11 protein-coding genes are annotated in these 14046 nt (G+C 51.5%); 7 read left to right on the forward strand and 4 right to left on the reverse strand.

From position 1 onward, the window contains the following. Positions 1–5 precede the first annotated feature (5 nt). Positions 6–566 carry a LysM-like peptidoglycan-binding domain-containing protein gene (locus EB241_RS11780; RefSeq protein WP_233592597.1) on the reverse strand — a complete coding sequence of 187 codons (561 nt, stop codon included), beginning with the start codon at positions 564–566 and terminating at the stop codon, positions 6–8. 290 nt (positions 567–856) lie between these two features. Here EB241_RS11780 and fklB point away from each other — a divergent pair, with 290 nt between their 5' ends. Together fklB and EB241_RS11790 are read left to right on the forward strand one after the other, a co-directional pair. Then, the gene (gene fklB, locus EB241_RS11785; RefSeq protein ID WP_124233365.1) at positions 857–1477 is read left to right on the forward strand and encodes an FKBP-type peptidyl-prolyl cis-trans isomerase; all 621 of its coding nucleotides are present in this window, start codon (positions 857–859) and stop codon (positions 1475–1477) included. A gap of 254 nt (positions 1478–1731) precedes the next feature. Further along, positions 1732–2010 (forward strand): hypothetical protein, encoded by a 279-nt coding sequence (locus EB241_RS11790; protein WP_124233366.1) that lies wholly within the window; start codon positions 1732–1734, stop codon positions 2008–2010. 91 nt (positions 2011–2101) lie between these two features. On the opposite strand, the gene EB241_RS11795 is transcribed toward EB241_RS11790, so the two are convergent. After that, positions 2102–4039, reverse strand: a complete 1938-nt coding sequence (locus EB241_RS11795; RefSeq protein WP_124233461.1) for a bifunctional 2',3'-cyclic-nucleotide 2'-phosphodiesterase/3'-nucleotidase — start codon at positions 4037–4039, stop codon at positions 2102–2104. Positions 4040–4286: 247 nt separating this feature from the next. Here EB241_RS11795 and cysQ point away from each other — a divergent pair, with 247 nt between their 5' ends. Continuing rightward, the gene (gene cysQ / locus EB241_RS11800; protein ID WP_124233367.1) at positions 4287–5027 is read left to right on the forward strand and encodes a 3'(2'),5'-bisphosphate nucleotidase CysQ; all 741 of its coding nucleotides are present in this window, start codon (positions 4287–4289) and stop codon (positions 5025–5027) included. A 76-nt stretch (positions 5028–5103) separates the two neighbouring features. Here the strand turns inward: cysQ and EB241_RS11805 are convergent, their stop codons facing one another. Next, on the reverse strand, positions 5104–5679 hold the full coding sequence (locus EB241_RS11805) for a YtfJ family protein (RefSeq protein ID WP_124233368.1): 576 nt from the start codon (positions 5677–5679) through the stop codon (positions 5104–5106). 306 nt (positions 5680–5985) lie between these two features. On the opposite strand from EB241_RS11805, the gene EB241_RS11810 reads away from it, so the two are divergent. Further along, positions 5986–6192, forward strand: coding sequence for a DUF1107 domain-containing protein (locus EB241_RS11810; protein WP_124233369.1), 207 nt, complete (start codon positions 5986–5988; stop codon positions 6190–6192). A 122-nt stretch (positions 6193–6314) separates the two neighbouring features. On the opposite strand, the gene EB241_RS11815 is transcribed toward EB241_RS11810, so the two are convergent. Further along, on the reverse strand, positions 6315–7646 hold the full coding sequence (locus EB241_RS11815) for a hemolysin family protein (RefSeq protein WP_124233370.1): 1332 nt from the start codon (positions 7644–7646) through the stop codon (positions 6315–6317). 514 nt (positions 7647–8160) lie between these two features. Here EB241_RS11815 and tamA point away from each other — a divergent pair. Genes tamA through EB241_RS11830 form a run of 3 tightly spaced genes read left to right on the forward strand, consistent with a single transcriptional unit; the run spans position 8161 to position 13996 of the window. Then, positions 8161–9876: an autotransporter assembly complex protein TamA gene (gene tamA, locus EB241_RS11820; protein ID WP_124233462.1), complete on the forward strand. Its 1716-nt coding sequence runs from the start codon at positions 8161–8163 to the stop codon at positions 9874–9876. After that, positions 9873–13640 (forward strand): autotransporter assembly complex protein TamB, encoded by a 3768-nt coding sequence (gene tamB / locus EB241_RS11825; RefSeq protein WP_124233371.1) that lies wholly within the window; start codon positions 9873–9875, stop codon positions 13638–13640. The genes tamA and tamB overlap by 4 nt, the downstream gene beginning before the upstream one ends. Before the next feature lie 2 nt (positions 13641–13642). Then, the gene (locus tag EB241_RS11830) at positions 13643–13996 is read left to right on the forward strand and encodes a gamma-glutamylcyclotransferase family protein (RefSeq protein ID WP_124233372.1); all 354 of its coding nucleotides are present in this window, start codon (positions 13643–13645) and stop codon (positions 13994–13996) included. The last annotated feature ends 50 nt before the right edge of the window (positions 13997–14046 follow it).

The raw sequence follows: 14046 nt of genomic DNA on the forward strand, positions 1-14046 counted from the left end.
TCTCATCAATGTGCACGAAGGAAAGTGCCATCTGATTGACGGGTAAACAGAATCTGCCCGTTAACGCCATCCACTGTCAGTCCTGTCACCACGCCCTGTTCGTTCTGACGGATTTTTACCGTCTGTCCGCTTTGCAGATTACTCAGAGGTTTATCATTCCCTTCCCCCTGCGCCATGGCGAACACATCATTAACCGCCAGGTTGTGATCCCGAAACAGCTGTGCCAGGGTCTGGCCGGAGGCAATTTGATAACTGTGCCACTGTCCCTGCGAATCGCCATCGGTGGCGCGCGGTATCGCCTGCTGCCGGGTGGTCCCCTGTTGGTCGCGGAGTTCTGCCTGCATGGGGGGGGTGGAGATGGCTGGTCGGCTGCTGTTGATGACAGGTTGCCGCTGCTCATGAGTCGCGGATGGCCAGAGAAAAGCCAGCACAATCACCGACACCGCGACAATGATGCCGCGACGGTGAAAAGAAGGGAGCGGATCCATCCAGCGAGCCGCATCCGGCAGCAACCAGATCTTATGGAACCATAGCGCAATTCGTTCTGTTAAAGGGGCGCTTGGCATGGATTTATCCTCCTGGCGCGAACCTCGCGCAAATAGTGAGCTTTGGGCTAAGCGGTGCAACATACCATTCAGCGAAAGCGGCTGGCTTTTCCGTTGCCGTTGGGCAGGATGGCCCATTTTTACCTCGGTTGAAAGATCTATTGTTTGTGCAGTGGTGAGCCTGCGACAGGGATGCGGCTATTGTTTCCTTTTGTCAGTGAAAAGTCACCTGGAGAAGATGGCATTTTACGCCTGTTGCCTGCACTGATATGCTTCGTTTTCGGTTTTATCAATAAAGAAAAGGAAAATCCATGACAACCCCTTCTTTTGAAAGTGTTGAGGCGCAGGCAAGTTACGGTATCGGTTTACAGATCGGTCAGCAATTGCTGGAGTCCGGGCTACAGGGTCTTCAACCCGAATCCTTATTGGCTGGCTTGTGTGATGCGCTGGAAGGGAATACCCCAGCCGTACCGGTTGATGTGGTACACCGTGCGCTGCGTGAAGTCCATGAGCGTGCGGATGCTGTGCGCCGTGAGCATCAGGAGTCAATGGCTGCGGAAGGACAGAAATATCTGGAAGAGAACGGTAAGCGCGAGGGGGTCAGCAGCACTGAGTCCGGTCTGCAATTCCGTGTGATTGCTCAGGGCGACGGTGCTATCCCATCCCGTCAGGATCGCGTTCGCGTACATTATACCGGTAAACTGATCGATGGTTCCGTGTTTGACAGTTCCGTACAGCGTGGAGAACCGGCTGAATTTCCGGTCAGCGGCGTTATTTCCGGCTGGATTGAGGCACTGACATTAATGCCTGTTGGTTCCAAATGGGAACTGGTTATTCCACAAAATCTGGCTTATGGTGAGCGTGGTGCGGGTGCGTCTATTCCTCCTTTCAGTACGCTGATTTTTGAAGTCGAGCTGTTGGAAATTATGTAATTCAGTGTGACTAACTGCCACGGATAGATATATTTCTCTTTATCAAAAGTGATGCATATTGATATATTATGTGTCACTTCATACCAGGGTTGAATTTTTCTGTTCTTTTTTATTAATAAGTAATTTGTTTTTTCTTATTTATTTCCTGATATTCAGGTGTTGCATTTAATTATCCTGGTAAAGGTTGACATGTTTTTTTGTCTGGAATATATTTCTTTTGCTTATAGGGAATGTAAAAATACTAAGGGGATAATATGCGTAAATTAAATAGTGTGGAAATTGAGTCAGTATCTGGTGCATGGATTTTTTCAGATATTGGCTCATCTGTTGGCTTTGTTGTGGGTTCCATAATCAACAAAGGTGCATCCGATGGAGGTATTACCATTGACTCGACCACTGCTTCCGCACAGATTGGTTCAGGCCTTGGTAAAATTATCGAACTGAACCTTTCCGGCGCAATAAGCGATCTTGGCAAAGGGATTGTAGGTTGGCTGGCTATTGCTTCCAGTGCTAAAGATCAGGCTTCTGCTTAACGTTATTCGCTGATAGTCATCAAAGATATTAGTCAATAAAATAAAGCCAGTTCTTGATTTTTCTGGACTGGCTTTTTAGTTTTTATCTGGATTAATCCAGCTTTATCCGGTAAATGGCGAAGCCAATATTATCATCATTCAGCCTTTGCACAGAATAATGGCTGTATTTATGGATAAATTCAGCAGCCTTATCTGTAGGTGAAGTCTCAAATCTGATATCCAGTGGCGTGGCACTTTTTATATTCTTAATTTCCCAATTATTATCTACCTGCGGGCTGAATTTACCATAACGCTGAGACTGAGCCTGGATATAAGCTGCAACCACTGAGCGATTTTCATCCGGTGATGCAAAGGCAACATGATTATCCCCTGTACCGGCAAACTTTCCGCTGTAAGCACGATAATTGTTAGTGGCAATCAGGAACGTTGCGCTGGGATCAACAGGTCGGCCGTCAAATGTTAAATCGCGGATGCGAGATGCGTCAGCATTAACCAGCTGGCATTCTGTGTCATAGCGTGCTGGTTGCGTCACATCAATACGGTAATTAACGCCATCTATGACGTCAAAATTGTAGGTGCGGAAATCCCAGTTAATCAGCGACTGCGGTTTGCCACTGGTCACGTCGATTTGATTAAACTGGCCCGCAGAGCACTCCAGCCACTCTTTAACTTCCTCTCCTGACACCTTCAGCACCACCAGCGTGTTGGGGTAAAGATACAGGTCAGCCGCGTTACGGAAAGTGAGCGGCCCCTTTTCCACTTCAACATAGCTGGCTGGATCATTTTTTCGGCCACCTGCTTTGAACGGCGCCGCCGCTGACAACACCGGCAGATGTGCCAGATCGGGATCGCCCTGGATAAAATGCTGCACATAATCGCGCTGAGCATTATTGACGATCTGCACCGTAGGGTCGTCCTGCACCAGTGACAGATAGCTATACATCACATCCGCTGACTGGCCTATTGGTTTACCGACAAATGTACGGGTGGCGTGATGATCATCTTTCAGCAGATGGACCAACGCAGGGTCTTCTGCTGCGAGGGATCGCTTCGTCGCAATATCGTATATTGGACGGGCTTCTGCTTTTGCGCTACTCACCTGCCAGCGACCGGCATCATTATTCAGCACCAGGTCAACCACACCAAGATGATCGCCCCACATGCCGGGCATCACTGCAGGTACACCGTTCAGCGTTCCCTGAGTAATATCTGCCCCCTTGATGCTGGCAAAATCTTTACCGGGGAAAACGGCATGAGCATGACCGAAGAGGATGGCGTTAATGCCGGGAACCTCGCTGAGATAGTAAACGGAGTTTTCCGCCATGGCCCGATAAGGGTCCCCCGACAGGCCGGAATGGGGAATGGCCACCACCAGGTCGGCACCCTGTTTGCGCATCTCCGGCACCCATTTGCGTGCTGTCTTTGTAATATCATTGACGGTGATCCTGCCGCTGAGGTTCTTCTTATCCCACACCATAATCTGTGGCGGAACAAAACCGATATAACCGACGTTTAGCTGATGGGTTTTACCGTCACGGTCAGTCACCTGCACGGGTTTGATCAGATAAGGCGTAAACATGGGCTGGCCGGTTTTGAGGTCGATAATATTCGCGTTGATATAGGGAAACCGGGCACCGTTGAGGGCTTTTTGCAGGTAATCCAGGCCATAGTTGAATTCATGGTTGCCCAGGTTGCCGACGGTATAATCCAGCGTATTCATGGCCTTATAGACCGGATGGACTTCCCCCTGTTGCAGCCCTTTGGCGGCCATATAATCCCCCAAAGGGCTGCCCTGAATGATATCGCCATTGTCCACCAGCACGCTGTTTTTGACCTCATTACGTGCATGTGCAATCAGTGTCGCGGTGCGTACCAGACCAAATTTCTCGCTGGGGGTGTCTTTGTAATAGTCAAAGTCCATCATATTGCTGTGCAGGTCGGTCGTTTCCAGCAGCCGAAAATCTACCGTGGCGGCGTGTAGCGTACTGCTTACCAATACTGCGAGTATGGTGAAAGAAGGCCTGGTCATCATTTTCTCCGTAAAATTTGTACTCCTCAATCTCACAGAATCGCAAAAATCTGCAAAATTATTAGGTCACATCTCACATTATGTGATCTGTCAAACGTATTTATTACGATTGTAGACTCCTGTAGTGGCTAACCTGTGGCGCCAGGCCATGCTACGATTGTCAGAGGTCAGTTTGAGTTATGTGACCGACACCGGGAAATTCATTTTGCGATTAATATTGGGATACGCCTGTTACAGGAGGTGGAAAATGCTGGATAAGATTTGCCAATTGGCTCGAAATGCGGGGGATGCCATCATGAAAGTGTATGACGGGCAGGTCCCGCTTGAGGTTTCCCACAAATCGGACAACTCGCCGGTAACCGCCGCAGATATGGCTGCTCATCAGGTCATTTTGCAAGGTCTGGCGGCGATCTCCCCCGATATTCCGCTGCTTTCAGAAGAAGACCCACCTGCCTGGGAGGTGCGCCAGCACTGGCAGCGTTACTGGCTGGTTGATCCACTTGATGGCACCAAAGAGTTTATTAAGCGCAATGGTGAATTCACCGTCAATATAGCCCTGATCGAAAATGGTCGACCCGTGCTGGGGGTGGTTTATGCGCCGGTGCTGGATGTTATGTATTCTGCTGCTGCTGGGAAGGCATGGAAAGAAGAGGGCGGCCACAGGACTCAGATCCAGGTACGGGAAGCCCGTCCTCCGCTGGTGGTGGTAAGTCGTTCGCATTCAGATAGCGAACTGGAGGATTATCTCAGCCACCTTGGTGAGCATCAAACCACTGCGATAGGCTCTTCACTGAAGTTTTGTCTGGTGGCAGAGGGTAAGGCACAGCTTTATCCTCGTTTTGGACCAACCAATATCTGGGACACCGGAGCAGGCCATGCCGTGGCGATTGCTGCTGGTGCCCATGTACATGACTGGCAGGGAAAGACACTGGACTATGCGCCCCGCGAGTCATTTCTCAATCCTGGCTTTCGGGTGTCCATCTTCTGATTGCCCACTGCCAGACAGAAGCGAATGCTGGCAAAGCGGATCATAAAGACGAACAGAACTACCGGGTGGCACTGTTTTACTCATTGGTGCCGTCCTGCTGCATCAGCTGCTTCACCAACGTAATCACGTGTTGGATTTCATCCGCGGTTAGCGCGCCATCTTTAGCGAAGCGCACCCGCCCGGCCTTATCCAGAACAACAACGGCTGACCCTTCGTCTTCCAGTTGCCAGACCTTTTTGGCTACACCATTGTTATCCACGATGAACTGTGACCAGGGGAACTGTTTTTTATTATTTTCAATGTTACTGCGAACTAACATACCGGTGCCGGGGATAGCATCGTCGGTATTGATTAGCGTTGTGGTCTGATAGTGGTCGCGCGGAAATTTTGCCGCCTTGATGGCCTCAATCAGCGCGGCGTTTTTTTCTTTAGAAGAGGTGCGACCAGCGATGTGCTGCAACACCCTGATCTTGCCCGGCAGTTTCGTGCTGTTCCAGCTCTGATAACTGAATTTATTCTGTTGCCACAACAGCTCTCCTTTATCCGCGATGGCGACCGGCGGAACGCGTTGCCCCATCACAAAATTGTGCGCGCTGGCAGCCATTGGCAGCAGAAGGGTTAACAGCATAAAAAACGAGCGAAACGTTGTCATAACAGCTCCATTGATGATTATCTGACCAGTGAGTCATGTTCCTGCAATAATAAACGCAGATGATATGGGTGTCGCATCTGTGAAATACTTATGCAACAAAATACACGCGTTGTTTACATATGAATTTTTATGCTGTTTTTTTATTTTTTAATGAAATTGTAAACTGTTATTTTTTGTAAAGTAAGTAAAAAAATCAATATATCGCTACGCAAGGCAGACATTAGTCTACAATAAAACCACTTTGCGCTGATGACGTTGTACCAGGTCTGGACACATCACGCGTTTATATTCAGGAGTAGGGCCAGAATGAAGATTTTTCAGCGATATAATCCGCTGCAAGTGGCAAAATACGTTAAGACATTGTTTCGTGGCAGGTTTTATATCGAAAATGTCGGTGCGTTTGAATTTGATAAAGGCAAGATACTGTTGCCCCGCATTAAAGATAAACAGCACTACAGCGTGATGTCAGAAGTAAACCGCCAGGTGCTGCGTTTGCAAAGCGAATTCAATTAAGACCACAAAGGCGGGGGTAGCTTTCCGCCCCTGAGCTGTAGCGGCGTTGCCGTGAAGACTTCGCGTCAACAGCTGGTTGCCGGTGTGCTGATAATAAACCACGACACTACCGCCAACGCGCTCTAGCCTTCCATCTTCTCTTCTTCCTGTTTACCGATCGCCGAAGCGGGGCGCGCATCAATACGGGTCACCAGCAGCTGATCGATACGGTAACTGTCGATATCAACCACCTCAAACTTATAGCCGTGGAACTTAACGAAGTCGGTGCGCTTGGGGATCTTACGCAACATATACATCATAAAGCCGCCGATGGTTTCATAGTTGCCAGAGTGAGGAAACTCATCGATATGGAGTACGCGCATCACATCATCAATGGGTGTTCCCCCTTCAACCAGCCACGAATTCTCATCACGTGCCACAATCTGTTCTTCCAGTCCCTGGCCAACCAGATCGCCCATCAATGTGGTCATCACATCATTAAGCGTGATGATGCCGACCACCAGCGCGTATTCATTCATGATAACCGCGAAGTCTTCACCTGCGGTTTTAAAGCTTTCCAGCGCTTCTGATAACGTCAGCGTGTCAGGCACGATAAGTGCTGAACGGATCTGCACGCCGCTGTTCAGCGCCATACTCTGATGGCCAAGTACCCGTAGCAGCAGCTCCTTGGAGTCGACATAACCAATAATATGGTCAATATCTTCATTGCAAACCAGAAACTTGGAATGTGGGTGATTGGCAATTTTTTCTTTCAGACTGTCCTCTTCTTCGTGCAAATCGAACCAGACCACGTTTTCGCGTGAGGTCATGGAAGAAGGTACCGTCCGCGATTCCAGCTCAAATACATTCTCAATCAGCTCATGCTCCTGCTTGCGCAGTACGCCGGCGAGCGCACCTGCCTCAACCACGGCATAAATATCATCTGAAGTGATATCGTCCTTGCGCACCAGCGGGATTTTAAACAGACGGAAAATGATGTTAGCACCGCCATTGAAAAACCAGACCAGTGGGCGGAAAATCATCAGGCAGAAGCGCATCGGATTGATTATCTTCAGTGCGATGACTTCCGGGGATATCATCCCCAGCCGCTTGGGGAGAAGGTCAGCGAACAGAATAAACAGGCTGGTGACAACGGTAAATGAACAGACAAAGCTTAACTGTTCTGCCAGTTGCGGATTAAAAAAACGGTTAAACAGCTCTCTGAAAACCGGAGTGAAGGCGGAATCGCCCACGATCCCTCCAAGGATTGCCACTGCATTGAGACCAATTTGCACCACAGTGAAAAACATACCGGGGGATTCCTGCATTTTCAGGACTCTTAGCGCATTGATATTTCCGTCATCCGCCAGCAGCTTGAGCTTAATTTTGCGTGCCGCGGCCAGCGAAATTTCCGACAGTGAAAAAAATGAACTGATCGCAATCAGTAGTAAGATGACAAGCAAGTTGTCTAACATAAAACATCCATAAAATGGCTGATTCAGTCGCGTTACAGATAAACAGGCTGAAACAAACCTTAGGTTAATGACTTGTCATTTTTGGCCTGGGCAACGCGTCAGGTGAGAATGGGCTATCCGTGCCAAAAATGTCTGCGCCACGCGGGCTGATGCCCTGGGCAGAATACCGTCAGGTCAGCAGATGACCTGTGCAGGGGATTATAGCCGTGGTGATGATGGCATACAATTGCGGCTTCTTAAGCCCGGGTGTTTTCCCTGTACCGGGAAAATGCATAAGATTTATCTGACTATGAAGTGGCTATGGGCAGGAGATTGCACGCCATGTTGTATCGTGTCGTTTCTTTGCACACAATAAGTTAAAACGTTCGTTATACATAAAGAAAAGCCAGGTATGGCTGTCTGTTGCCGGATGCAGTATCCCGCTCAGATTAATGAAGGCAAAAAGTGTGCCCATCTGGAATCAGGGCCTGACACAAAATCAGGAGTTAGCGTGCCACGAATTCATTGGTATTGCATGTTTTGCCTGATCGCCGCCGCCCCTTTCGCTCAGGCAGCGAATGTGCGTTTGCAGGTAACAGGATTATCCGGGGAATTACAAAAGAATGTCCGTGCGCGGCTTTCCACCATTTCGAGTGATGAAGTCGCCTCTGATGGCCGCTTTCGCGCCCGCGTGGATGATGCGATCAAAGAGGGGCTGAAGGCGCTTGGGTATTATGAACCTGATATCGACTTCGAGCTTCAGCCGCCGCCGTCGGGCGGAAAGCGTCCGGTTTTGCTGGCCAAAGTTACACCGGGTAAACCAGTCATTCTGGCGGGAGAGACGGTGATTTTTCGTGGCGGAGCCAGTAAAGATCCCGATTATTTGGCGCTGCGTAGCACTGGTCGCGCTAAAATCGGTAAGGTGTTGAATCACGGTGATTATGACGGTTTTAAAAGTTCGCTGAGTAACCTGGCGCTGCGTAAAGGGTATTTTGATGCGGACTACGGCAAAAGCCAGCTTGGTGTTTCCGTGGAGCGGCGGCAGGCATTCTGGAATATCGACTATAACAGTGGCGAGCGCTATCGCTTTGGTGCAGTAAGCTTTGAAGGTTCCCAGATCCGCGAAGAATACCTGCAAAATCTGGTGCCATTCAAAAAAGGCGATGACTACAGCTCGCGGGATCTGGCTGAACTTAACCGTCGTCTTTCCGCCAGCGGCTGGTTTAATTCCGTGGTGGTGGCTCCGCAGTTTGAACAGGGACGCAAAAGCAAAATTCTGCCATTACACGGCGTGGTCAGCCCACGCACTAAAAACACCATCGAAACCGGCGTGGGCTATTCCACGGACGTTGGCCCTCGCGTTAAGGCCACCTGGAAAAGACCGTGGGTTAATTCCTATGGTCACAGTTTCACTACCAGCGCCAACATCTCAGCGCCTGAGCAGCAGCTCGACTTCAGCTATAAAATCCCGCTACTGAAAGCGCCCATTGAGCAGTATTACCTGTTGCAGGGGGGACTGAAAAGAACCGACCTGAATGATACCAAAGCGGATTCATCCACGCTGGCGGCTTCGCGCTACTGGGAAGCCGAATCCGGCTGGCAGCGGGCGGTTAACCTGCGCTGGAGTCTTGATCACTTTACCCAGGCTAACGTCACCAATACCACCATGTTGATCTATCCTGGGGTCAGCATCAACCGCACCCGTTCAAAGGGGGGGCTGATGCCGGACTGGGGGGATTCACAGCGTTACTCGCTGGATGTATCTGACACCAGTTGGGGATCGGATATTGATTTTGCCGTGGTGCAGGCGCAAAACGTCTGGATCAGAACGCTGGCAGAGAAGCATCGTTTTGTGTTGCGTGGCAATCTTGGCTGGATTGAAACCAATGACTTTGATCGTGTGCCGCCGGATCTGCGATTCTTTGCCGGGGGTGACCGCAGCATTCGCGGTTACAAATATAAAGGTATCTCTCCGCGTGACGATGACGGCAAACTGACCGGTGCATCCAAACTGGCCACCGGATCGCTGGAGTATCAGTACAACGTCAGCGGCAAATGGTGGGGCGCGGTATTTGTCGATTCCGGGGAAGCCGTCAATGATATCAGACAGAGCGACGTTAAAACCGGTGCCGGTTTTGGCGTGCGCTGGCAGTCGCCGGTTGGGCCTGTCAAACTGGATATCGCTCGCCCGATTGGTGATGATAACAACCGGGATATACAGTTCTACATCGGATTGGGGCCTGAATTATGAGTCGCTGGAAGAAGGTCCTGATTGGCATCTTGCTTTTTCTGCTGCTGCTGTTGAGCGGCGTGACGTTTTTAATTGTTACCACGCCGGGACTGCATCTGTTGCTGAATGGTGCAACGCGTTGGGTGCCTGGTCTGGCTATCAAACAGGTTAATGGTGGCTGGCGCGATCTTCGTGTCAGCGGCTTGCGATATGAAATGCCGGGTATCACGGTGAATGTCGGTGAATTTCATCTCGCGGTCCGGTTGGGTTGCCTGCGACACAGTGCCTTTTGCGTGAACGAGATCGGTCTGAAAGATGTACAGGTGACGACAGACAGCAAAAAAATGGCACCCTCTTCAGCCGTGCCAGAAGAAGAGAACAGCGCAACCACTGAACTGAGTACGCCTTATCCCGTCACCTTACGTCATCTGACGTTGCACAACATCAATGTGACGGTGGATGACACGGCAATATCACTGGCGGATTTCACCTCCGGTATTCACTGGCAGGGGCGCGCGCTCACGCTGACACCTACCCACATTCAGGGCCTGTTAATTACTTTGCCAAAGGCGGCGAGGGTCGCTGATGAACAGGTGGTGCAATCAAAAGTAAAGCAGCCGCAGGAAGCGCCCCTGGGACAGACGCTGAAAGCCCTGTTCGCCAAACCGCTACTGCCTGAGCTGCCTGATTTCAGAATGCCGCTGGATGTGGATATTCAGCAAATCCTGGGAGAGCAGCTACGTATTACCGGCGACAGCGATATTGCGGTTAACCGCCTGCTGGTAAAAGCCCGTACCGAAGATCGTCTGCTGCATCTGGAAACGCTGGATGTGGACTCGCCATTGGGACAGTTGAATGCACAGGGACAGGCCACACTGAGCGGAAACTGGCCGGTGAGTTTTACCCTGAACAGTGCCGCAAACGTCGATCCAATAAAGGGTGAGAAAATTAAAATAACGGCGGCAGGTGGCCTGCGTGAGCAACTGGGCGTGGCGCTAAACCTTTCCGGTCCTGTGCAGATGCAAATGGATGCGCAAACCCGACTGGCAGAAGTCGGCCTGCCGCTGTCGGTAACGCTGCAAAGCCCCCAGCTACGCTGGCCGCTGACCGGAGAAGCAGCCTGGCAGGCGGACGATCTGCATTTCAGTTTTAGCGGCAAAATGACGGACTATGTAATGTCACTGAAAGCGGCACTGAAAGGGGAGGCCATTCCGCCTGCCACCCTGACGCTGGACGGAAAAGGCAACGCAGAGCAGTTTTCTCTGGATAAACTCCGTCTGGCGGCCCTGCAAGGCAATACCGATCTTACCGCGTTGGTGGACTGGAGCAAAGCCATTAGCTGGCACAGTGAGTTAACGCTGTCCGGCATTAACACGGCCAAACAGTATCCTGACTGGCCTGCAAAACTGGACGGGAAAATCACCACGCGCGGCAGTCTGTATGGCGGAAGCTGGCAGGTGCGGGTACCGGAGCTGCAACTACGCGGTAACGTCAGACAAAATGCGGTGACGGCGGATGGCGCGCTGTACGCTAACAGCTACAACCAGTGGGATATACCGGGTATCCGGCTGGTGCTGGGACGTAACAACGTTGATTTGAAAGGCTCGCTCGGCGATAAGCTCAATCTCGATGCCAGCATTGACGCACGCCATCTGGACCATGCGCTGCCGGGGCTTGGCGGCGTGGCGGAGGGGACAATCAAAGCGCGTGGCGATTTGAAAACGCCGCAACTGTTGGCCGATCTGACAGCCAGCGGTCTGCGCTGGCAGGCGATGAGCATTGGTCGCGTTGCCCTGAAAGGTGAAGTCAGTTCCGGTGAGCAGATCCAGGGGACGCTTGCGTTGCGGCTCGATCGCCTCAAGCAGGATGCGCTGGAGATTTCCCGCCTCAATCTGGAGGCGAACGGCAGTGAGAAGCAGCACCAGCTGAAGCTTTCCGTCAATGGTAAGCCAGTATCGGGGCAGTTACAGCTCAATGGCAGTTTCGATCGGCAGGCGCAGCGCTGGCAGGGTAGCCTGAATAATACCCGTTTTGATACGCCGGTTGGCGTCTGGCGTCTGACGCGGGCTATTTCACTGGATTATCTCAACAGCACGCAGACGGTTTCTGTCGGCGCACACTGTTGGCAGAACCCTGATGCCGAGCTTTGCGTACCGCAAACCATTGAGGCAGGGCCATCCGGCCATGCAAAGGTGGTGCTTAATCGTTTCAATCTGGCCATGGTGAAGCCTTTCCTCAGCAATGAAACCAAACTCAGCGGGATATTTAGCGGCGATGCTGATGTTAGCTGGACAGCCGATGGTGCGCTGCCAGAGGGCCGCATTGCCCTGAAAGGCAAAGGCGTGAAGGTTGAGCAGGATGTGCAGGGCAACACCTTGCCGATTGCCTTTGATACGTTGAACCTTAATGCGGCGTTGCGTAATGGCAAGGCGCAGCTCGACTGGCTGGTTCGTATTGCAAAAAATGGTCAGCTCGACGGTAGTCTGGAGATAGCCGATCCGCAAAAGAAACGGCTGCTTTCGGGGAACGTGAACATTACCCGCTTCAATCTGGCTTTGCTCAATCCTGCTCTGATGCAGGGTGAGAAAGTGGCCGGGATGCTGAACAGCAATTTGCGCCTTGGCGGCAGTCTGCAAAAACCGCAGGTATTTGGTCAGCTGGCACTAAAAAGTGTCAATGTGCAGGGCAACTTTATGCCGGTTGATCTCACTACCGCCAGCGTAAATATGCTGTTTAACGGCATGAGTTCGACCCTGGAAGGGGTGGTACAGACATCCCGTGGGCAGATTGCGCTAAATGGTGATGCGGACTGGAGCCAGCTGAATGCCTGGCGGGCGCGTATTGCTGCCAAAGGAACCCGTGTACGCGTAACCGTGCCACCGATGGTCAGGATGGATGTCTCGCCCGATCTGGTGTTTGAAGCCACGCCACAGCTGTTCAATCTGAGTGGTCGTGTCGACATTCCGTGGGCGAGGATAGTGGTGCAGGAGGTGCCGGAAAGCGCAGTCGGTGTCTCTTCTGACGAGGTGCTGCTGGATAAAAACCTGCAACCCGTTGCCCCTCAAACTGCCTCGATCCCGATCAACAGCAATCTGGTGATCCATATCGGTGATGATGCCCGGCTTAATGCCTTTGGCCTGAAAGCGAAACTGAATGGCGATCTGAAGCTGGCACAGGATCGCCGGGGGCTGGGCCTTAATGGGCAGATCAATATTCCTTCCGGGCGTTTCCATGCTTACGGACAGGATCTTATCGTGCGTAAAGGGGAATTGCAGTTCGCAGGCCCTGTCGATCAGCCTTACCTGAATATTGAAGCGATCCGCAATCCCGAAGTAACCGAAGACAGCGTTACTGCGGGCGTTCGTGTGACCGGCCTGGCAGACGAACCCAAGGTGGAGGTGTTCTCCGATCCCTCAATGTCACAACAGGAAGCGCTCTCTTATCTGCTTCGTGGGCAGGGGCTGGATGCTTCCGGTAGCGACAGCGCTGCATTAACTTCCGCGCTGGTTGGATTGGGGCTTGCGCAAAGTGGTCAGGTTGTGGGTAAAATCGGTGAGACTTTCGGCGTGAGTAATCTTGCTTTGGACACCACTGGCGTCGGCGACAGTCAGCAGGTTCAGGTAAGTGGCTACGTATTGCCGGGTTTGCAGGTAAAATATGGTGTTGGTATATTCGATTCACTGGCGACCTTAACACTGCGTTATCGCCTGATGCCCAAGCTTTATTTGGAAGCCGTGTCTGGCGTGGACCAGGCACTTGATGTGCTCTATCAGTTTGAGTTTTAGCAATGCGAATAATTGTCTACGGTAGCCTGAGGCGTAAGCAGGGCAACAGTCACTGGATGACCAACGCTCAATGGCTCGGCGATCACCAGATTGACGGCTACGATCTGTATAATCTGGGGCACTACCCTGGCGTGGTAACCGGCACCGGTCAGGTCTGTTGTGAGGTTTACCGGATTGATGCCTCCACGCTGGGTGAGCTGGATGCACTACGCGGCAAGGGGGAAGAGTATAAGCGAGAGCTGGTACAAACGCCTTTTGGTAGTGCCTGGCTCTACGTGTATCAGCGTTCTGTCAAAGGAAAACAGCGTCTTAAGAGTGGTGACTGGTTGCTGCGTGATGCGGAACAAGCTGACTGACTGCTTTACAAACAAAAACACCGCTCGGTGAGCGGTGTTTTTTTACGGCA

This window comes from Erwinia psidii (assembly GCF_003846135.1).
GTDB lineage: Bacteria > Pseudomonadota > Gammaproteobacteria > Enterobacterales > Enterobacteriaceae > Erwinia > Erwinia psidii.